At 69.3% G+C, this 18,233-nt stretch carries 16 protein-coding genes; 9 read left to right on the top strand and 7 right to left on the bottom strand.

Annotated features, from left to right (window positions below; all coding sequences use genetic code 11):
* The first annotated feature begins 282 nt into the window (after positions 1-282).
* A complete protein-coding gene (locus tag GSE44_RS00615; RefSeq protein WP_159346222.1) occupies positions 283-1,992 on the top strand; it encodes a sensor histidine kinase in 1,710 nt (569 codons plus the stop codon).
* Between the two features lie 35 nt (positions 1,993-2,027).
* Here the strand turns inward: GSE44_RS00615 and GSE44_RS00610 are convergent, their stop codons facing one another.
* Complete coding sequence (locus GSE44_RS00610) at positions 2,028-3,086, bottom strand: isocitrate/isopropylmalate dehydrogenase family protein (protein ID WP_159346220.1); 1,059 nt, start codon at positions 3,084-3,086, stop codon at positions 2,028-2,030.
* A gap of 101 nt (positions 3,087-3,187) precedes the next feature.
* Here GSE44_RS00610 and GSE44_RS00605 point away from each other — a divergent pair, with 101 nt between their 5' ends.
* From GSE44_RS00605 to ligD, 5 genes are read left to right on the top strand one after another with little or no spacing between them, the layout of a single operon-like run.
* On the top strand, positions 3,188-4,543 hold the full coding sequence (locus GSE44_RS00605; RefSeq protein ID WP_159346218.1) for an aldehyde dehydrogenase family protein: 1,356 nt from the start codon (positions 3,188-3,190) through the stop codon (positions 4,541-4,543).
* Positions 4,540-5,724 carry a BaiN/RdsA family NAD(P)/FAD-dependent oxidoreductase gene (locus GSE44_RS00600; RefSeq protein WP_159346216.1) on the top strand — a complete coding sequence of 395 codons (1,185 nt, stop codon included), beginning with the start codon at positions 4,540-4,542 and terminating at the stop codon, positions 5,722-5,724. The genes GSE44_RS00605 and GSE44_RS00600 overlap by 4 nt, the downstream gene beginning before the upstream one ends.
* 33 nt (positions 5,725-5,757) lie before the next feature.
* On the top strand, positions 5,758-7,386 hold the full coding sequence (locus GSE44_RS00595; protein WP_159346214.1) for an NAD(P)/FAD-dependent oxidoreductase: 1,629 nt from the start codon (positions 5,758-5,760) through the stop codon (positions 7,384-7,386).
* Positions 7,387-7,398: 12 nt separating this feature from the next.
* Entirely contained in the window at positions 7,399-8,430 is a 1,032-nt protein-coding gene (locus tag GSE44_RS00590) for an LLM class flavin-dependent oxidoreductase (RefSeq protein WP_159346212.1), read from the top strand.
* 48 nt (positions 8,431-8,478) lie between these two features.
* Positions 8,479-10,968 carry a DNA ligase D gene (gene ligD / locus GSE44_RS00585; RefSeq protein ID WP_159346210.1) on the top strand — a complete coding sequence of 830 codons (2,490 nt, stop codon included), beginning with the start codon at positions 8,479-8,481 and terminating at the stop codon, positions 10,966-10,968.
* A 34-nt stretch (positions 10,969-11,002) separates the two neighbouring features.
* On the opposite strand, the gene GSE44_RS00580 is transcribed toward ligD, so the two are convergent.
* The 3 genes from GSE44_RS00580 to GSE44_RS00570 form a co-directional block, all read right to left on the bottom strand.
* Positions 11,003-11,791 (bottom strand): SDR family NAD(P)-dependent oxidoreductase, encoded by a 789-nt coding sequence (locus tag GSE44_RS00580; RefSeq protein WP_159346208.1) that lies wholly within the window; start codon positions 11,789-11,791, stop codon positions 11,003-11,005.
* Positions 11,792-11,834: 43 nt separating this feature from the next.
* Positions 11,835-13,004, bottom strand: a complete 1,170-nt coding sequence (locus tag GSE44_RS00575; RefSeq protein ID WP_159346206.1) for a zinc-dependent alcohol dehydrogenase — start codon at positions 13,002-13,004, stop codon at positions 11,835-11,837.
* 115 nt (positions 13,005-13,119) lie between these two features.
* Complete coding sequence (locus GSE44_RS00570; protein ID WP_159346204.1) at positions 13,120-13,992, bottom strand: SDR family oxidoreductase; 873 nt, start codon at positions 13,990-13,992, stop codon at positions 13,120-13,122.
* Positions 13,993-14,114: 122 nt separating this feature from the next.
* On the opposite strand from GSE44_RS00570, the gene GSE44_RS00565 reads away from it, so the two are divergent.
* The gene (locus tag GSE44_RS00565) at positions 14,115-14,447 is read left to right on the top strand and encodes a hypothetical protein (protein ID WP_159346202.1); all 333 of its coding nucleotides are present in this window, start codon (positions 14,115-14,117) and stop codon (positions 14,445-14,447) included.
* Positions 14,448-14,486: 39 nt separating this feature from the next.
* A complete protein-coding gene (locus GSE44_RS00560) occupies positions 14,487-14,852 on the top strand; it encodes a hypothetical protein (protein ID WP_159346200.1) in 366 nt (121 codons plus the stop codon).
* On the opposite strand, the gene GSE44_RS00555 is transcribed toward GSE44_RS00560, so the two are convergent.
* Positions 14,836-15,150 carry a GNAT family N-acetyltransferase gene (locus GSE44_RS00555; RefSeq protein WP_159346197.1) on the bottom strand — a complete coding sequence of 105 codons (315 nt, stop codon included), beginning with the start codon at positions 15,148-15,150 and terminating at the stop codon, positions 14,836-14,838. The two genes, GSE44_RS00560 and GSE44_RS00555, sit on opposite strands and share 17 nt — an antisense overlap.
* A 271-nt stretch (positions 15,151-15,421) precedes the next feature.
* Between GSE44_RS00555 and GSE44_RS00550 the strand changes: the two genes are divergently transcribed.
* Positions 15,422-16,426 carry a Bug family tripartite tricarboxylate transporter substrate binding protein gene (locus tag GSE44_RS00550; protein ID WP_159346195.1) on the top strand — a complete coding sequence of 335 codons (1,005 nt, stop codon included), beginning with the start codon at positions 15,422-15,424 and terminating at the stop codon, positions 16,424-16,426.
* 42 nt (positions 16,427-16,468) lie between these two features.
* Here the strand turns inward: GSE44_RS00550 and ndk are convergent, their stop codons facing one another.
* Positions 16,469-16,891 carry a nucleoside-diphosphate kinase gene (ndk, locus tag GSE44_RS00545; protein WP_159346193.1) on the bottom strand — a complete coding sequence of 141 codons (423 nt, stop codon included), beginning with the start codon at positions 16,889-16,891 and terminating at the stop codon, positions 16,469-16,471.
* A gap of 125 nt (positions 16,892-17,016) precedes the next feature.
* Complete coding sequence (nhaA, locus tag GSE44_RS00540) at positions 17,017-18,204, bottom strand: Na+/H+ antiporter NhaA (RefSeq protein WP_159346191.1); 1,188 nt, start codon at positions 18,202-18,204, stop codon at positions 17,017-17,019.
* Between the last annotated feature and the right edge of the window lie 29 nt (positions 18,205-18,233).

The following is an 18,233-nucleotide window of genomic DNA, read 5'->3' as shown; positions in this document are numbered from 1 at the left end:
CGCGACGGCGCCGCCCGCTTTCCGAAGCGGGTCAGTTTGGCCCGTGACGATCCGGAACGGAGTAGTCTCCCATCGCCCGCGCTGCTCAAAACGATCTAAGCCTGCACCCGTAAGCGTGGGTGCGTGCATGCGGGCAGTTCCGCCCATTGCGTGATCCGCAATAGACAGGCGCCTGGATCCCCTGGGTTCAACTCATCTGCGCGCGGCTCGTTTGGCACCTTGCGGATAAGGCGGAAGCGGGCGTGGCCCGTGCTTGCGCGGATCCGCCCAGCAGGAGTGTAAATGCCGCGGGAAACGCCCAAGGGGCTGCAGGCTAGGTCGACGGGTCACGACCGTCCGTGGCGGCTGCATGCGATCGATGCCCTGCTGTTCGCCTCCGTGCTGCTCCCCGCCCTGATCTTCGGGGCCGCCGCCCTGTACGACCGGAACCAGACAATGGCGGCGACGGAGCGTAAACTCCTGTCCACCCTCGACATGCTGCACGGGCATGCCGAGAAGGTCTTCCAGTTTCAGGCGCTGGCCCTGGGCACGATCCAGGAACGGCTGCGCAGCCAACGGGACGAGGAGGTGCTCGCCGCTGCCGCGAGCCATCATGACTTCCTGCGTGCGGTGCGCCGGCATGCGGACGAGACCCTGGGCATCGTGATCATCGGGGCGGATGGCCGCCCGCTGGTGGACTCCGACCAGCCGCAGGCCCCCCGCCACATCGATGCCAGCGACCGCGAGTATTTCCGTTGGCACCGCGACCACCCCGGGCCGGAGCCCCGTGTGGCTGGCCTGATCCGCAGCCGTGCGGACGATGAGCCGGTGTTCTTCATGACGGCCCGGCGATCGGCAGAGGATGGCTCCTTCCTGGGGGTGATCACGGTCGGCGTCCAGCAAAGCACCTTCATCGGCTACTGGAACCGCACCGCGCCCCTGCCGGATGCCTTGGTGAACCTTACCCGCGCGGACGGTGCGATCCTCGCGCGCCGCCCGCCCGTGGAGCCCGGGACCGGGATCGGGACTTTCCCGATCGCGCCGTTGACCCAGGCCATCCAGACGGCCGCCGAGCGCGTCGTGATAGAGGGCACCTCCCCGCTCGACGGCGTGGAGCGCATGGTGGCCTACCGCCGGCTCGACCGCTTTCCGGTCACCGTTGCCTATGGGGTGCCGCGCGCGACGATGCTGTCCCGCTGGCGCCGGCGACTTCTGATCTATGGCGGCTTCGCCCTCGTGACCGGACTCGCCCTCTCATCCCTGGCGCTGATGGCCCGGCGCCGTGCGCGGGAGCTGAACCTGCTCAATGCCACCCTGGAACGGCGCGTCGAGGCGCGGACAGCCGATATCCAGGCCAGCGAGGCCCGTGTCCGCCTGCTCGCGCGGGAGGTGGACCATCGCGCCAAGAACACCCTGGCCGTGGTGCAGGCCACGCTGCGGCTGACGCCGAAGCACGACGCCGTGGCCTATGCGAAGGCGGTGGAGGGACGGATCGCGGCCCTGGCACGAGCCCAGACCCTGCTGTCGGAGGACCGCTGGCGGGGCGCGAGCCTGCAGGCACTGCTGAAGGCCGAGCTGGTGCCCTTCGCCTGGGAAGACGGTGGTGAGCTGGGGCCGCGGGCGGAGGTGGACGGGCCGCCGGTGCTGCTTCCACCGTCGGCCGCGCAGCCCCTCGCGATGGCCGCGCATGAGCTGGCGACGAATGCGATCAAGCATGGGGCGCTGTCGGTTCCCGGCGGGCGGGTCCGGGTGACGTGGCGGCTCACCAGGGCGGATGATGCGGCAAGCGACGCCCTCGCGCTGCGCTGGGAGGAGACGGGCGGCCCGCCGGTGCCTGGCCCTCCGACGCGGCGCGGCTTCGGCTCCCGCGTGCTGGAGTCGATCGTGCGTGGGCAGCTGGGCGGGAGCTTCCTGCTGACCTGGGCCCCCACGGGCGTTGTCTGCGACATCAAGATTCCGCTCGCCCGGCTGGCGAGCGGGGTGCCACAGGACAATCTCAGCACTGCCGCCTGATCCGGCCCGGCGCCCGCGCCAAGGCGCCGCCGGAATCACCGCAGGCGCGCGGCCACCGCCTGCCCGGTCGCGGCGGTACCGAGGCGCCCGCCTACATCTGGCGTCGCCTCCCCTGCCATGACCGCTTCCGCCACCGCCGCCTCGATCGCGCGCGCGGCGCCCGCATAGGCCGGCTGGCCGCGCCGGTCGCCATGCCAGTCCAGCAGCTGGGCGAGGGAGAGGATCAGGGAGAAGGGATTGGCCCGGTCCTGCCCCGCGATATCCGGGGCGGAGCCATGGGCGGCCTGGGCCATGGCATGGGCGAAGCCTGCATTCACCGAGCCGCCGAGGCCGATGCTGCCGGAAAGCTCGGCCGTCATGTCGGAGAGGATGTCGCCGAACATGTTGGTGGTGACAATCACGTCGAAGCGGGACGGGTCACGGATCAGCAGGGCGGCCATGGCGTCCACGATCACTTCCTCCAGCACCACGCCAGGGAAATCGGCGGCGGCCCTGCGGCATTCCTCGAGGAACATGCCATCGCCCATGGTGAGGACGTTCGCCTTGTGCACCGCCGTCACGCGGCCCCGCCGGCCGGCAGCCAGCCGGAAGGCCGCCTGGGCAATGCGGGCGCAGCACGGGCGGGTGATGCGGCGGAGGGAGACGCAGACATCGGGCGTCACCAGCATCTCGGCGCCGCCCTTCTCCATGTTGCGGTCGGCGTAGAAGCCTTCGGTGTTTTCGCGCACCACGACCAGGTCGAACTCGTGGCGCGTGGGGTGGGGCACGCCTGGGAAGGTGCGGGCCGGGCGGATATTCGCGAAAAGGTCCAGCCGCTTGCGGAAGAAGCCCGAGGGATTGATGCCGCCCTTGCTTTCATCCGGGTAGTCATAGGTGGACATGGGCCCCATCAGCAGCCCGTCCGCGGCCTGCACCGTCTCAAGCAGGCCGGGGCGGAGGGTGGTGCCATGGCGGCGCAGGCTCTCATGGCCCGCCACCTCATGCGTCAGGTTCAGGTTGAGGCCGAAGCGGTTGGCGGCGGCATCCAGCACCGCCAGCGTGGCCTGGGTGATTTCCGGGCCGATTCCGTCTCCGGGCAGGACGACGATATGCATGGCGTTTCCCCTTCTTGCGCCCTCCCTCTATCCGCCGGGCAGTGTCGATCGTCCATCGGGCCCCGCATCGCCTTTCCCGTCCCGGCGGGGTAGAGCGGGCCATGGCCGAAGCCCCTGCCCTGCTGGATGCCGCCCACGCCTATTTCGCCTCCGGCGCCACGCATCCGCTGGAGGCACGGCGGGCGGCGCTGATCGCCCTGCGGGATGGGCTGCAGGCGATGGAGGGGGAGCTGCTCGCCGCCCTCCATTCCGATCTGGGGAAGTCCGAATTCGAGGCCTGGACCTCGGAGATCATGCTGGTCCGGCAGGAAATCGCGCTCACCCTGCGCCGGATGCGCCGCTGGGCCGCGCCGCGCCGCGTGGGGGGCCGCTGGTTCCACTTCCCCGGCCGCGCCGCATTGCGCATGGAGCCGCGCGGGGCGGTGCTGATCCTGGGGCCGTGGAACTACCCCGTGCAGCTCTGCCTGGTACCGCTGGTCAGCGCCCTCGCGGCGGGGAATGCGGTGGTGCTGAAGCCATCCGAAATCGCGCCCGCCACCGCCGCGGCTCTTGAGCGGCTGGCGGCGCGCTGCTTCGCGCCCGGCCTGGTGCAGGTGGCGCAGGGCGGGCCGGATCTGGCGGCGGCTCTGACGGCCCTGCCCTTCGCCCACATCTTCTTCACCGGCAGCACGGAGACGGGCCGCAAGGTGGCGGAGGCTGCCGCGCGCAACCTCGCGACCACCACGCTGGAACTGGGCGGCGCCAATCCCTGCATCGTGGACGAGACCGCCGATCCGGCGGTGACGGCACGGCGCATCGCCTGGGCGAAGTTCCTGAACGCCGGCCAGACCTGCCTCGCGCCGAACCATGTGCTGGTGCATGAGAGCCGCGCGGAGGCGCTGCTGGCCGTGTTGCGCGAGACCATCACGCGCTTCTACGGCCCCGATGGGCGCGGCATGCAGCGCGTGGTGGATGCGCGGCACCTGGCGCGGCTGAAAACCATGCTGGCGCGTGGCCGGGTGGCCATGGGCGGTGCGGTGGACGAGAACGCGCTGCACATCCAGCCGACCATCCTGCTCGACCCCGATCCTGCTCTGCTGCGGGAAGAGATCTTCGGGCCGATCCTTCCCGTCGTGACTTGGCGGGACCGCGCGGAACTTCTGGCGGGGCTCTCGGGCATGCCGCAGCCGCTGGCCCTCTATGTCCATACCAGGGATCGCGGCTTCGCCGATGCCGTGGCAGAAGCCTTGCCCTCGGGCGGCTTCTGCGTGAACGAGCACCTCGTGCATTGCACCGTGCCGGACCTGCCCTTCGGCGGCGTCGGGCCGAGCGGCCAGGGGCGCTATCACGGACAGGCGGGGTTCGAGGCCTTCTCCAATGCCCGCGCCATCTTCCACCAGCCGGCGGGGATCGATCCTTCCCTGCGGTATCCGCCCTACAAGGCACCACTTTCGATCATCAAGCGGCTGATGGGATGAACAACGCTTTCGATGCCATCGTGCTGGGCGCCGGCGCGGCGGGGATGATGTGCGCCATGGCGGCGGGGCGGCGCGGTAAGCGCGTGCTGCTGCTGGAGCATGCCGACCAGCCCGGGGCAAAGATCCTCATCTCCGGCGGCGGGCGCTGCAATTTCACCAACACGGGCACGGAACCCGGGCGGTTCTTCTCGTCCAACCCGCATTTCGCGCGCTCGGCCCTGTCGCGCTACACGCAGCAGGACTTCATCGCGCTCGTCGAGAAGCACCGCATCCCCTATCACGAGAAGACGCTCGGCCAGCTCTTCTGCGACGGCTCGGCGCGCGCCATTGTCGGGTTGCTGCTGGACGAATGCGAGGCGGCGGGGGTCGAGCTGCGCCTGCGGCACCGCGTCATCGATGTCTCCCGCGCGGATGGGTTCCGGGTGGAGACGGATCGCGGCAGCTTCACCGCGCCCGCGCTGGTGCTGGCCACCGGCGGCCTCTCCATCCCGAAGATGGGCGCGACAGGGCTTTCCCTCGACCTTGCGCGGCGCTTCGGCCTGCCTGTGGTGGAGACGCGCCCCGCCCTGGTGCCGCTGATTTTCGGGGAGGCGGACCTCGCCCTGATGCGCCCGATTTCCGGCGTCTCCCTGCCGGTGGAGGCGCGGGCGGGGAAAGCGCGGTTCCGCGAGGCGATGCTGTTCACCCATCGCGGTCTTTCCGGGCCTTCCATCCTGCAGATCTCGACCGCCTGGCGTGCGGGGGAGCCGATCACGCTCGACCTGCTGCCGGATGTGGATGCGAATGCCTGGCTGCTCGCCCGCAAGGACGAGCGACCGCGGGCGGCGCTGCACACGGTGCTTGCGGAGAAGCTGCCCCAGCGTCTCGCCGCCGCCCTTGGCACCACGCGGCTGGCGCAGCACAGCCGGCCAATCGGCGAGTTGGGGAACAAGGCGCTGAACGGCGTGGCGGCCATGCTGAAGGGCATGGCGCTGACGCCCTCGGGCACCGAGGGCTATGCCAAGGCCGAGGTGATGGCCGGCGGGGTGGATACTGCCGCCCTGTCCTCCCAGACCATGGCGGCCAAGGAGGTTCCGGGCCTGCACGTCATCGGCGAGGCGGTGGATGTGACGGGCTGGCTCGGCGGCTACAACTTCCAGTGGGCCTGGTCGTCAGGCTGGTGCGCAGGACAATCCGTGTGATTTGCGGCGGGAAGCCCTATATCCCCGCGCACCATGCTGCGACTGACCGAAATCAAGCTTCCTCTCGACCATGCGGATGACGCGCTGCGCGATGCCGTGCTCGCCCGCCTCGGCGTGCCTGCCGAGGAGGTGCTGGACATCACCGTATTCCGCCGCGGCCATGATGCCCGGCGGCGCGGTGCCATCGCGCTGATCTACACGCTGGACGTGGCGCTGCGCGACGAGGCCGCCGTGCTGGCCCGCTTCGCCGGCGACCGCCATGTCGCTCCCACGCCCGAAACAAACTACCGCCTGCCCAGCGCCCTGCCCGTGCCGCCGCGCCTGCGGCCGGTGGTGGTGGGCGCCGGCCCCTGCGGCCTTTTCGCCATGCTCATCCTGGCCCAAATGGGGCTGCGCCCGATCCTTCTGGAGCGCGGAAAGGTGGTGCGGGAGCGCACGCAGGACACCTGGAGCCTGTGGCGCCGTTCCGTGCTGACGCCGGAATCCAACGTGCAGTTCGGCGAAGGCGGCGCCGGCACCTTCTCGGATGGCAAGCTGTGGAGCGGCATCGGCGACAATGCCAACCGCATCCGCAAGGTGCTGGAGGAGTTCGTGAAGGCTGGGGCGCCGGAGGAGATCCTCTATGTCTCCAAGCCGCATATCGGCACCTTCCGGCTCGTCTCCATGGTCGAGCACATGCGCGCCCATATCGAATCCCTGGGCGGCGAATACCGGTTCGGGACGCGGGTGGAGGATGTGGCGCTCGGCCCCGATCGTGCGGTGCGCGGGCTGCATCTTTCCGACGGCTCCTTCCTGGAAGCGGACCATGTCGTGCTCGCGGTCGGCCATTCGGCGCGTGACACCTTCACCATGCTGCATGAGCGCGGCGTGTTCATGGAGGCGAAGCCCTTCTCCATCGGCGTGCGGATCGAGCATCCGCAGGGCTTGATCGACCGCTGCCGCTTCGGTCCGCAGGCCGGGCACCCCATCCTGGGCGCCGCCGACTACAAACTGGTGCACCACTGCAAGGGGCCGGAGGCCGAGGGCCGCGCCGTCTATTCCTTCTGCATGTGCCCGGGCGGCACGGTGGTGGCCGCGGCTTCCGAGCCCGGTCGCCTCGTGACCAACGGGATGAGCCAGTATTCCCGCAACGAGCGCAACGCGAATGCCGGCATCGTGGTGAGCATCACGCCGGAGCGCGACTATCCCGGCTCACCTATCGCCGGCATCGCCTTCCAGCGGCACTGGGAGGAGCGCGCCTTCATCGCGGGCGGCGGCGACTACCGGGCGCCTGCGCAGCGGGTGGAGGATTTCCTGGCCGGGCGGCCCAGCACGAAGCTGGGCGAGGTCATCCCCTCCTACCGGCCCGGCGTGACGCCGACCGATCTCGCGCAGTGCCTGCCGGATTTCGCCGTGGCCGCGATCCGCGAGGCACTGCCGGCCTTCGACCGGCAGATCAAGGGCTTCGCCATGGGGGATGCGGTGATGACGGGGGTGGAGACTCGCACCTCCTCGCCGCTCCGCATCCGGCGTGACGAGACGGGGCAGAACCTGAACACCCCCGGCCTTTTCCCGGCCGGCGAGGGCGCGGGCTATGCAGGCGGCATCCTCTCCGCCGGCGTGGACGGAATTCGCGCGGCGGAAGCTGTGGCGGCCAGCCTCTCGGCCGTTGTGGCGGCCTGAGAAGGGAACAGCATGGCGCATCCGATCGAACTCGGCCTCGACACATTCGGGGACGTGACCATTGGCCCTGACGGCAAGCTGCTGCCCCAGGCGCAGGTGATCCGCAACCTCATCGAGCAGGCGGTGCTGGCCGATGGGCAGGGCATCGACTTCATCGGCGTGGGTGAGCATCACCGCGCCGATTTCGCCGTCTCCGCCCCCGAGGTGGTGCTGGCGGCGATCGCGGCGCGCACCAGCCGCATCCGGCTGGGCTCGGCCGTCACGGTGCTCAGCTCGGATGATCCGATCCGGGTGTTCCAGCGCTTCTCCACCGTCGACGCCATTTCGAACGGGCGCGCAGAGGTCATCCTTGGCCGCGGCTCCTTCACTGAGTCCTTCCCGCTCTTTGGCTTCGACCTCTCCCAATACGAGACGCTGTTCGAGGAGAAGCTGAACCTCTTCGCGGCGCTACTTCCGCAGGAGCCGGTGAATTGGGAGGGCAGCACGCGCCCTGCCCTGTCCAATCAGCGCGTCTTCCCGCCGCTGGAGAACCCGCCGCTGAAGACCTGGGTGGGTGTGGGCGGCAGCCCGAAATCCGTCATTCGGGCGGCGCATTACGGCCTGCCGCTGATGCTCGCCATCATCGGCGGGGAGCCGCACCGCTTCAGGCCCTTCGTGGACCTCTACCACCAGGCGCTGCAGAAGCTCGGCCAGCCCGAGCGGCCGATCGGCGCCCATTCGCCCGGGCATGTGGCCGATACGGATGAGCAGGCACGCGAGGATCTCTGGCCCCATTACAAGCGGATGCATGACCAGATCGGCGCGGAGCGTGGATGGCCGCCGATGCAGCGGGCGGGATTCGACCGCGAGGCCGATCAGGGCTCGCTCTATGTCGGCTCGCCGGAAACGGTGGCACGCAAGATCGTGGGGACGGCCAGGACCCTCGGCCTTTCGCGCTTCGACCTGAAATACAGCTCGGGCCCGCTACCGCATGAGAAGCTCATGCGCAGCGTGGAACTGTATGGCAGCAAGGTCATCCCCATAGTCCGCGAGATGCTGGGCTGAAATCCACCCGCGGAACCGGCGTGGCGGGACCGGCGTTCCGTTCCCGCCATGGCCGACGATCCCCTCTCCTCCTACCGCGCCAAGCGCGATTTCCGCAGCACCGCGGAGCCTGAAGGCGCCGCCCCGAAGCGGCGGAAGGGCAAGGCGCTGTCCTTCGTCGTGCAGAAGCACGATGCCACGCGCCTGCATTACGATTTTCGCCTGGAGTTGGACGGCGTCCTGAAATCCTGGGCCGTCACCCGCGGCCCCAGCCTGGACCCCGCCGACAAGCGCCTGGCCGTGGAGGTCGAGGACCACCCGATCGAATATGGCGCCTTCGAGGGCACCATCGCCTCGGGCTACGGTGCCGGCACCGTCATGTTGTGGGACCGCGGCAGCTGGGAGCCCGAATCCGACGACCCCGCCGCCGATCTGGAGAAAGGCCGCCTGCGCTTCACCCTGCATGGGGAGCGCCTGCACGGCTCCTGGCACCTGGTGCGGATGCGCCCGCGCGGGCGCGAGACCAAGCACAACTGGCTTCTCATCAAGGGCGAGGACGAGGAGGCGCGGCCGGGCGAAGGCGATGCGCTGCTGGAGGAGTTCGACCGCTCCGTCACCACCGGGCGCGACCTGGAGGGCATCGCCGGCAAGGCGGCGGCAAAGGCCGTGCCCCCCGCGAAGCGCAGCGCCCGCAAACCGGCTCCCCGGAAGGCGCCTGCGGCGAAGAAGGCAGCGGAGCCAGGCTTCATCCCGCCCATGCTCTGCGTGCTGGAAAGCGAGGCGCCCTCCGGCTCCGGCTGGGTGCATGAGCTCAAGCTTGATGGCTATCGCATGCTGGCCGTGATCCAGGGCGGCAAGGCCAGGCTGCTGACCCGCACGGCCCAGGACTGGTCCCACCGCTTCCCCGAGGTGGCGCAGGCCCTGGGGGCCCTGCCCGATGCCGTGCTGGATGGCGAGCTGGTGGCCCCGGACAAGGACGGCAACCCGGATTTCGCTGCCCTGCAGGCCGCGATGGAGAAGGGTACCACCGCAGCCTTGCGCTTCTTCGCCTTCGACCTGCCGGTGCAGGGCGGGAAGGATCTGCGCGCCCAGCCCCTGCTGAAGCGCAAGGCGGCGCTCCAGGCCATGCTGAAGGACGCGCCGCCGGAGGTGGCCGTCGTGGAGCACTTCACCGAGCGGGGCGACACGCTGCTGCGCTCCAGCTGCCGGATCGGGCTGGAGGGCATCGTCTCCAAGCGCGCCGATTCCCCGTATCGCGAGGGTCGCAGCGGCGATTGGGTGAAGACCAAGTGCCGGGGCAACGACGAATTCGTCATCGGCGGACATGGGGAAGGCGCGAAGGGGCGGATGACATTGCTGCTTGGCGCCTGGCGGGAGGGAAAGCTGGTCTATCTCGGCCGCGTTGGCTCCGGCATCTCCGGGGAGAAGGCAAAGGACCTGGCGAAGCGGCTGCGCGGGTTGAAGCGCAAGGACAGTCCCTTCGCCAACGCCCTCACCGACCGACGCACCACGAGCTGGGTGGAACCGCGCCTGGTGGCGGAGGTGGATTATGCTGGCTGGACCGCCGACGGGCTGCTGCGCCAGGCCTCCTTCAAGGGCGTGCGCGAGGACAAGCCCGCGGTGGAGGTGGGCATCCCAAAGCCCGGCGAGCCGCAGCCAAAGGCAGCGCCCACCCGTGCCGCATCATCGGGCCGCAGCGTGGTCGCGGGGGTCGCCCTGTCGCATCCTGAGAAGCTTTATTGGCCGGAGGAGGGCATCACCAAGCGCGACTTGGCCGAATACATGGAGGCGGTGGCGCCGCGCCTGCTGCCCTGGGTCGCAGGCCGGCCCCTCTCGCTGCTGCGCGCACCGGATGGAATCACCGGCGACCGGTTCTTCCAGCGCCATGCCGGGCGCGGCACCTCCGCGCTCATCACCCAGGTGAAGCCGCGCGGGGAGAAGTCGCCGCTGCTGCAGGTGGACCGGATGGAGGCGCTGGTGGCGCTGGCGCAATCCGGCACGCTGGAGATCCACCCCTGGCCGGCCCGCAGCGAGACCATCGCGCAGCCCGACCGGCTGATCCTCGACCTGGACCCGGCGGAGGACCTGCCCTTTGCCCGCGTGGTGGAGGCGGCGCTGGCCCTGCGCGAGCGCGTCTCGGCCATGGGGCTGGCACCCTTCTGCAAGACCACGGGCGGCAAGGGGCTGCACATCGTGGTGCCCATCGCGCCCGGCGCGACTTGGAAGGGGCTCCACGACACAGCGGCGCAGATCTGCAAGGCGCTGGAGGATGAGGCGCCGGACCGCTTCACCACGAATAATGCGAAGGCGAAGCGGGGCGGCCGCATCTTTCTGGACTACCAGCGCAATGCGCGGGGCGCCTCGGCGGTCGCGGCCTGGTCGCCGCGCGCCCGGCCCGGCGCCACGGTGTCCATGCCGCTGGACTGGTTGGAGGTGACGAAGACGCTTGATCCGAAGGCCTTCACTTTGCGCAGCGCGCCCGCACGGCTGAAGCAGGCCGATCCCTGGGCTGGGTTCGAAGCGGCGGCGAAGCCGCTGCCGGGCAAGGCGAAGCGCTGAAGCGGGAGGGTGCGAGCCCTCCCGCTCGCCCATCCTATTGGCTCTTCTGTTCCGGCTCGGCCATGCCGCGATGCATCTGGGCCGTCACGCTGGCCGGAAGCACATTGGCCACGGCGGATTGCAGCTTGTTCTTCCAGCCGCTGACCACATCGCCATCGCCGCGCATCATCGCGTCGAAGCCGGTCTTGGCGACCATGGCGGGATCGTCCTTCTTACCCTCGCCGACCGGCGTATCCATCATGTCGGCCCGCTCGAAGAACTCGGTGTCGGTCGGACCGGGCATGAGGCAGGTGACGGTGATGTTCGTCTCCTTCAGCTCGTTCCGGATCGCCCAGGAGAAGGAGTTCAGGAAGGATTTGGTGCCGTTGTAGACCGCCTGGAATGACCCGGGCATGAAGCCGGCAATGGAGCCGACGATCATGATCTTGCCCGCATTCCGCGCGCGCATCTCCTGCCCGACTTTGTGGACGAGATAGATCGTACCGGTGATGTTGGTGTCCACCACCTTGCGGGCAGCGTTGAAATCCTCATCGAGGAAGCCTTTGCCGAGGCCGCGGCCGGCATTGGCCACCAGTACCTCCACGCTGCGCCCCTTCACAGCGGCGAGGAGCTTGTCCACGCCCTCCGTCGTGGAGAGATCGGCCTGCACCGCATCGACATTCACGCCCAATCCGCGCAGTTCGGAAGCGGCGGTTTCAATCTCGGGCTCGTCGGCCGCGATCAGCAGGTCGTAGCCGTGCTGCGCCGCCTGCTTCGCCAATTCCAGGCCGATGCCGGTGGAAGCCCCTGTGACGATGCTGAGGGGACGGATGGCCTGGGTCATGATTCTTCTCCGTGGGCTGGCTGTCCGGACGCGCGGCGCTCAATCAGGGCTTCAGCACGACCTTGATGCAGCCGTCCTTCTTGTCGCGGAAGGTCTTGTAGAGCTCGGGGCCTTCCTCGAGCGTGGCTGTGTGGGTGATGACGAAGGAGGGATCGATCTCCCCCTTCTCGATCCGCTCCAGCAGCATCGGCATGTAGTGCTGCACCGGCGTCTGGGCCATGCGGAAGGTCAGGCCCCGGTTGATGGCGGACCCCATCGGGATCTTGTCGAGGAAGCCGCCATAGACACCGATAATCGAGACGGTGCCGAAGTTGCGGCAGCAATGGATTGCCTGGCGGAGCACATAGGGCCGGTCCGTGCCCATGAAGGTCGCGACCTTCAGGCGGTCCACCATGGCATAGAAGCCGGACATGGAATCCGCCTCGGTGCCCACCGCGTCGATGCAGGCATCGGCGCCGCGGCCCTTGGTGCGCTCCTGGATCGCCTCATAGACATCGACATCGCGGAAATCGAGCGTCTCGGCCCCGGCCGCGCGGGCCATGGCCAGGCGCTCCGGCACGGTGTCGATGGCGATGACGCGCTCGGCGCCCAGCAGGAAGGCGCTGCGGATGGCCATCTGTCCCACGGGGCCGCAGCCCCAGATGGCGATGGTTTCGCCGCCTTTGATGTTGCAGAACTCGGCGCCCATGTAGCCGGTGGGGAAGATGTCGGAAAGGAACAGCGCCTGCTCGTCCGTCATCCCCGCAGGGATCTTGATGGGGCCGACATCGGCATAAGGCACGCGTACATATTCCGCCTGCCCGCCGGCATAGCCGCCGAGCAGGTGGGAATAGCCGAACAGGCCGGCGGGGGAATGGCCCCACATCTTCTCGGCCATCTTCGCATTGGGGTTGGAGCGCTCGCAGCCGGAGAAGAAGCCGCGCTGGCAGAAGAAGCACTCCCCACAGGAGATGGTGAAGGGCACCACCACGCGGTCGCCGACCTTGAGCTTCTTGTTGTCCTTCCCGACCTCGACGACCTCGCCCATGCATTCATGGCCGACGATATCGCCCCGCTCCATCGTCGGGATCATGCCGTCCATCAGATGCAGGTCGGAACCGCAGATGGCGCAGGAGCTGACCTTGATGATGGCATCACGGCCATCCTGGATCTTCGGGTCAGGCACGGTCTCGCAGCGCATGTCGCCCTTGCCGTGCCAGGTGATCGCCTTCATGCGCCTGATCTCCGTATTGATGCGTCGGACCGTTCTTCGACGGGCTCAACGCCACGGAGCATGATCCGATGCATGGAACGTCGTTCATCTGCCCCGTGGCGAAGCGCCGCCGTCTTCAGCCGTTCACCACGTCTCCCCCATTGGGATGCAGCACCTGCCCGTTGATGTAGGAACTGTCCGCATTCGAGGCGAGGAAGATGTAGGAAGGCGCCACCTCGTCCGGCTGCCCGGCGCGGCCCATCTTGGCGGAGCTGCCATGCTGCGCCGTGCGCTCCTCGTCGAAGCTCGCGGGGATCAGCGGCGTCCAGATCGGGCCCGGCGCCACGGCATTCACACGGATCTTGCGGCTCTCGAAGAGCTGCTGCGACAGGCTGCGCGTGAAGGCGACGATGGCGCCCTTGGTGCTGGCGTAATCCACCAGCTGCGGGCTGCCGCGATAAGCGGTGACGGAGGTGGTGTTGATGATCGCGCCCCCTTCCGGCATGTGCGGCAAAGCGTTCTTCGTCACCCACATGTAGCCGAAGATGTTGGTGCGGAAGGTGCGCTCGATCTGCGCTTCCTCGATCGTGGCGAAATCCTTGTTCTCGTGCTGCTCGGCCGCGTTGTTCACCAGCACGTCGATGCGCCCGCCGAGGAAGCTGGCGGCCTTCTGCACCGCCTCCTTCACGAAGGCGGAGTCGCCAACATCGCCGGCGATGGTTTCGCAGCGGCGACCCGCCGCCTCCACCAGCCGCTTCGTCTCGGCCGCGTCCTCATGCTCGTCCTTGTAGAGGATGACGACATCGGCGCCTTCCTTGGCGAAGCCGATCGCAACCGCGCGGCCGATGCCCGAATCGCCACCCGTCACCAGCGCCTTCTTTCCTTCCAGCTTGCCCGCGGATTTCCACCCCTCCATCGAGGAGCGGGGACGCGGCGTCATCTCGGCCTCGCTGCCAGGCTGGTGCTCCTGGTGCTGCGGGGGCTGGGGGGTCGGCTTGTTGTCGGACATCCGGCAGTTCCTCTGGCGCGAGCCTGGGAAACGGCCCGCGGAAGGGCTCGGTTTCCCGCCCGCCGCACCGGCGCGGTCGAATTAACCCGCTGATTAACCTATGCAAGGCACTCCCCGGCCCCATGAGCACGCAGCGAGTGCAGGCCATGACGCAGCCGCCTGGCCGGACCGGCAAGGCCGTCGCCAAGACGGCGGATTTCAAGGGCGCACTGGCGCGGGCCCAGGCTCCCTTCGTGGTGCAGCCCCGCCCTCCCGTCACGCCGGCGAACCGCCCGGGGAACGGCGCGCCGGCCACCCTGGCGCGGGGCGTGAACCTGCACGCGGGCGAGGACACCTTCCGCAGCCGAATCGCGGCGCTGGAAAGCGCCGGTTCCGGCCGGTCGGCGCGCAATGCGGGTTCCGGTGCGCTCGGCCGCTACCAGTTCCTCCCCGTGGCGCTGCGCGACATCGGCTGACAGGATTCCAGCGGCGCCTGGACGGAGCGCGCCGCCGCCATGGGGGTCCGGACCGAGGCCGATTTCCTCGCCAGCCCGGCGGCGCAGGAGGCTGCCATGGGCCAGTACCTGCAACGCACCGAACGGCAGCTCGCCGCCAACGGCGCCCTCGGCGCGGCCGGGCGCATGCTCACAGGGACGGATGGCCAGCCCCTGGCCATCACAGCAGCAGGGCTGGTCGCCGCTGCCCACCGGCGCGGCGCCGGGGCGGTCGCCCGCTGGCTGGAACACCGCACCCGCACCCCGGACGCCCCAGTGCCGGAAGCCAACCGCGCCGCCTTCGCCAATGTGGAGCAGCGGCTGCGGGCGTTTTCCGACGTCGCCTATGCGTCGCGCGGGCGGGGCGGCGTCAGCCCTTCCGCATGAACAGCACCGGCATTGAGACGCCCTCCGCCAGCGGTCGCTCCCCCGGCCGGTCCGCGGCATAGCCCAGGCTTTCGTAGAAGGGCACGGCGTTGAGATAAGCGCGGAGCATGAAGCGCGCATGGCCGGCGGCCCGCGCCCGCTCCTCCGCCGCCTGGACCAGGCGCGTGGCCAAGCCCTGACGGGCCGCAGCCGGATGCACGAAGACCTTGCGGATTCGCGCCAGGCCATCCGCCTGCCCGAGCCATCCGGCGGTGCCGAGCAGGAGGCCGTCGCGCTCCGCTACCCAGAGGTCGCTCACCCGCATCTCCCCGGCATAGGCGGGCGTCGCGACCAGCGCAGCATAAAGGGGCGCGAATTCGGGCGGTTAAGCATTGGCCAATGCGGCGAAGGAGGCGGCGTGCAGCGCCGCCACCGCCGGGGTCTCGGCCTCCCGCATCGGGCGGAGGAGGTGGTGGCTCATGATCGGTTCCTGGCTCCGGCATCCCGAACTCGACCGGACGCCCTGGGCAGGCGCAGGATCATCTCAAGTCCGATGCCCGCCAAGGGCCGGACAGGATGGAGGAACGTTCTTGCCCCCGATCACCCGCGTCCTCGATGCGCCGATCCGCCGCCGCGGCCTCGCCGCCCTGGCCGGCGCCCTGCTGCCCGCCCCGGCCGTGCTGGCCCAGGGGAGCGGCACCTTCCCCAACCGCCCCATCCGCGTGGTGATCGCCTTCGCCGCCGGCGGCAATTCCGACACCATGGTCCGCATGATCCAGCCACGGCTCTCGGAATTCCTGGGGCAAAACGTGGTGGTGGAGAACCGCACCGGTGCGGGCGGCGCCCTGGCCGCGGGTCAGATCGCCGCCGCGCCGGCAGATGGGCACACGCTTCTCTTTGATGCGGCGTCCTTCGTCATCGCCCAGTTCATCCAGCGCAACCTGCCCTTCGACTACGAGCGCGACTTCATGCCGGTCGGGATGGTGGCGGAGGTGCCCTATATCCTCGCCGTCACCAACGCCACCGGCATCACCGACCTGAAGGGCTACCTGGATTTCGCGAAGGCGTCGCGGGACCCCATTCCCTATGGCTCGCCCGGGGTGGGCAATATCGGGCACCTGGCGGGCGCCCTGCTGGCGCATCGCTCCGGCACGAAGATGGAGCACATTCCCTATCGCGGCGGCGCCGAGGTGGCGCGCGACCTGGCGGCGGGGACGCTTCCCTCCGGCTATCTTTCGGCCAATTCGCTGCATCCGGTGCTGGAGGCCGGGAAGGCCCGGCCCATCGCCCTCACCAGCGGCGAGCGGCGCGGCGGCATCGAGGGCGTGCCGACCATCGCAGAATCCGGCTTCCCCGGCTTCGACCTGACCAGCTGGAACGCGATGTTCTGCCGCGCCGGCACGCCCGAGCCGATCTGGCGGCGGCTGGAGGAGGCGGTGAATTTCGCCACCAAGGACGAGGATATCCGCCGGCGCCTGGGCGCCATGGGCGCCGTGGCGGTGTCCGCTGAGGCCGACCGGCTGGGCGAGCGCCTGACCCGCGAGCGGCTGATGCTGCGCGGGCTGATGCAGGACACGGGAATCAGCTTCGGCTGATCCCCGGCCGCGTGGCGGGGGCCGGGGCCCCCGCCGGGTTCGTCAGCCGACGATCTCGTTTCCGGCGAAGAAATAGGCGATCTCCGTCGCGGCATTCTCGGCGCTGTCGGAGCCATGGACCGAATTCGCCTCGATGCTCTCGGCGAACAGCTTGCGGATGGTGCCCTCGGCGGCATTGGCCGGGTTGGTGGCGCCCATGATCTCGCGGTTCTTGGCCACCGCATCCTCGCCCTCGAGCACCTGCACGACCACGGGGCCGGAGGTCATGAAGGAGACGAGGTCCTTGAAGAAGGGACGCTCCTTGTGGACGCCGTAGAAGGTCTCGGCCATCGCCTGCGTCATCTGGATGCGCTTCTGGGCGACGATCCGCAGGCCCTTCTCCTCGAAGACAGCGTTGATCTTGCCGGTCAGGTTCCGGCGGGTCGCGTCGGGCTTGAGGATGCTGAAGGTGCGCTCGGTGGCCATGGTGGCAGGTTCCCTGTGTGAGTCGGGGGGCGGGTAGCGGGCGGGGGGCTTCTTCGCAAGGGGTGAAGCGCAAGGCCGGGGAGGCATCTCTCCCGCCCCCCTCGGCCCTGGCTGTCGAAGCGCCCTTAGCGGGAGGGGGTGCCGGGGAAGTCGGTCCGGGCCACACGCAACAGGGCATAGCCGAGCAGGCCAGCGAGCAACGAGCCGCCCAGGATGCCGATCTTCGCCTCGGCCTGGAGCAGCGCGTCTCCAGGGAAGGCCAGCAAGGTAATGAAGAGGCTCATGGTGAAGCCGATGCCGCAGAGCAGGGCCGTGCCCAGGAGCTGGGTGCGGCTGGCATAGGCGGGAAAGTCAGCCAGGCCCAGACGGACCGCCAGGACGGAGGCCCCGTAGACCCCCACCACCTTTCCGACCAGCAATCCCATCCCAACGCCCAGGGTGACCGGCGCCGCGAGGGCGGAGGCTGGCAGGCCAAGGAAAGGCACGCCGGCATTCGCCAGGCCGAAGATCGGCACGACGATGAAGCCCACCGGGATGTGCAGCGCGTGTTCCAGGCGGTGCAAGGGGCTGGCGGCCTCGTCGTCCGGCGCGGCCACGCGGGCGCGCAGGGGGATGGTCAGCGCCAGGAACACCCCCGCCAGAGTGGCATGCACGCCGGAGCGCAGCACCAGCACCCACAGCACCACGCCGAGGATCAGATAGGGCCAGAGCCGCAGTACCCCGGCCCGGTTCATCCCGAACAGCACGGCCAGCACCACCGCCGCCCCGGCCAGGTCGGGCAGGGAGAGGCCGGAGGTGTAGAACAGCGCGATGATGATCACCGCCCCCAGGTCGTCGATGATCGCCAGCGCGGCGAGGAACACCCGCAGAGAGGCCGGCACGCGCTTCCCGAGCAGGGAAATGACGCCGAGCGCGAAGGCGATGTCGGTAGCCGCCGGGATGGCCCAGCCATGTGACGTTTCCGACGGGTTGAAGGCCAGGTAGACCAGCGCAGGCACCGCCATGCCCCCTGCCGCGGCGATTCCGGGCAGCGCCCGGCGCGGCCAGGTGGAAAGCTGCCCGTCCAGCACCTCCCGCTTGATCTCCAGCCCCACCAGCAGGAAGAACACGGCCATCAGCCCGTCATTGATCCAGTGCTCGACCGAAAGCGGGCCGAGATAGGTATGCAGCACCGCCTCATAGGCGCCGAGCAGGGGCGTGTTGGCGATGACCAGCGCCAGCGCGGCCGCCCCCATCAAAACCAGGCCGGCGGAGGATTGTCCTTCTAGGAAGCGGCGCAGGGCGCTGGGCCGGGCGTGGTGGGGCTGGGCCATGCATCGTCCTTTTTCCTTGGCGCACATGC

The sequence above is a fragment of the Muricoccus harenae genome (genome assembly GCF_009848505.1).
GTDB lineage: Bacteria > Pseudomonadota > Alphaproteobacteria > Acetobacterales > Acetobacteraceae > Roseomonas > Roseomonas harenae.
The sequence above is the reverse complement of the archived record's forward strand: the minus strand, read 5'-3'. Positions and strand labels throughout refer to the sequence as shown.

Bases quoted from the DNA above. Each gene is read 5' to 3' on its own strand.
- GSE44_RS00595 (WP_159346214.1), top strand. From the start codon at position 5,758: ATGCTGCGACTGACCGAAATCAAGCTTCCTCTCGACCATGCGGATGAC.
- GSE44_RS00615 (WP_159346222.1), top strand. From the start codon at position 283: ATGCCGCGGGAAACGCCCAAGGGGCTGCAGGCTAGGTCGACGGGTCAC.
- GSE44_RS00570 (WP_159346204.1), bottom strand. From the start codon at position 13,992: ATGTCCGACAACAAGCCGACCCCCCAGCCCCCGCAGCACCAGGAGCAC.
- GSE44_RS00610 (WP_159346220.1), bottom strand. From the start codon at position 3,086: ATGCATATCGTCGTCCTGCCCGGAGACGGAATCGGCCCGGAAATCACC.
- GSE44_RS00600 (WP_159346216.1), top strand. From the start codon at position 4,540: ATGAACAACGCTTTCGATGCCATCGTGCTGGGCGCCGGCGCGGCGGGG.
- ndk (WP_159346193.1), bottom strand. From the start codon at position 16,891: ATGGCCACCGAGCGCACCTTCAGCATCCTCAAGCCCGACGCGACCCGC.
- GSE44_RS00605 (WP_159346218.1), top strand. From the start codon at position 3,188: ATGGCCGAAGCCCCTGCCCTGCTGGATGCCGCCCACGCCTATTTCGCC.
- GSE44_RS00590 (WP_159346212.1), top strand. From the start codon at position 7,399: ATGGCGCATCCGATCGAACTCGGCCTCGACACATTCGGGGACGTGACC.
- GSE44_RS00565 (WP_159346202.1), top strand. From the start codon at position 14,115: ATGAGCACGCAGCGAGTGCAGGCCATGACGCAGCCGCCTGGCCGGACC.
- GSE44_RS00560 (WP_159346200.1), top strand. From the start codon at position 14,487: ATGGGGGTCCGGACCGAGGCCGATTTCCTCGCCAGCCCGGCGGCGCAG.
- ligD (WP_159346210.1), top strand. From the start codon at position 8,479: ATGGCCGACGATCCCCTCTCCTCCTACCGCGCCAAGCGCGATTTCCGC.
- nhaA (WP_159346191.1), bottom strand. From the start codon at position 18,204: ATGGCCCAGCCCCACCACGCCCGGCCCAGCGCCCTGCGCCGCTTCCTA.
- GSE44_RS00580 (WP_159346208.1), bottom strand. From the start codon at position 11,791: ATGACCCAGGCCATCCGTCCCCTCAGCATCGTCACAGGGGCTTCCACC.
- GSE44_RS00575 (WP_159346206.1), bottom strand. From the start codon at position 13,004: ATGAAGGCGATCACCTGGCACGGCAAGGGCGACATGCGCTGCGAGACC.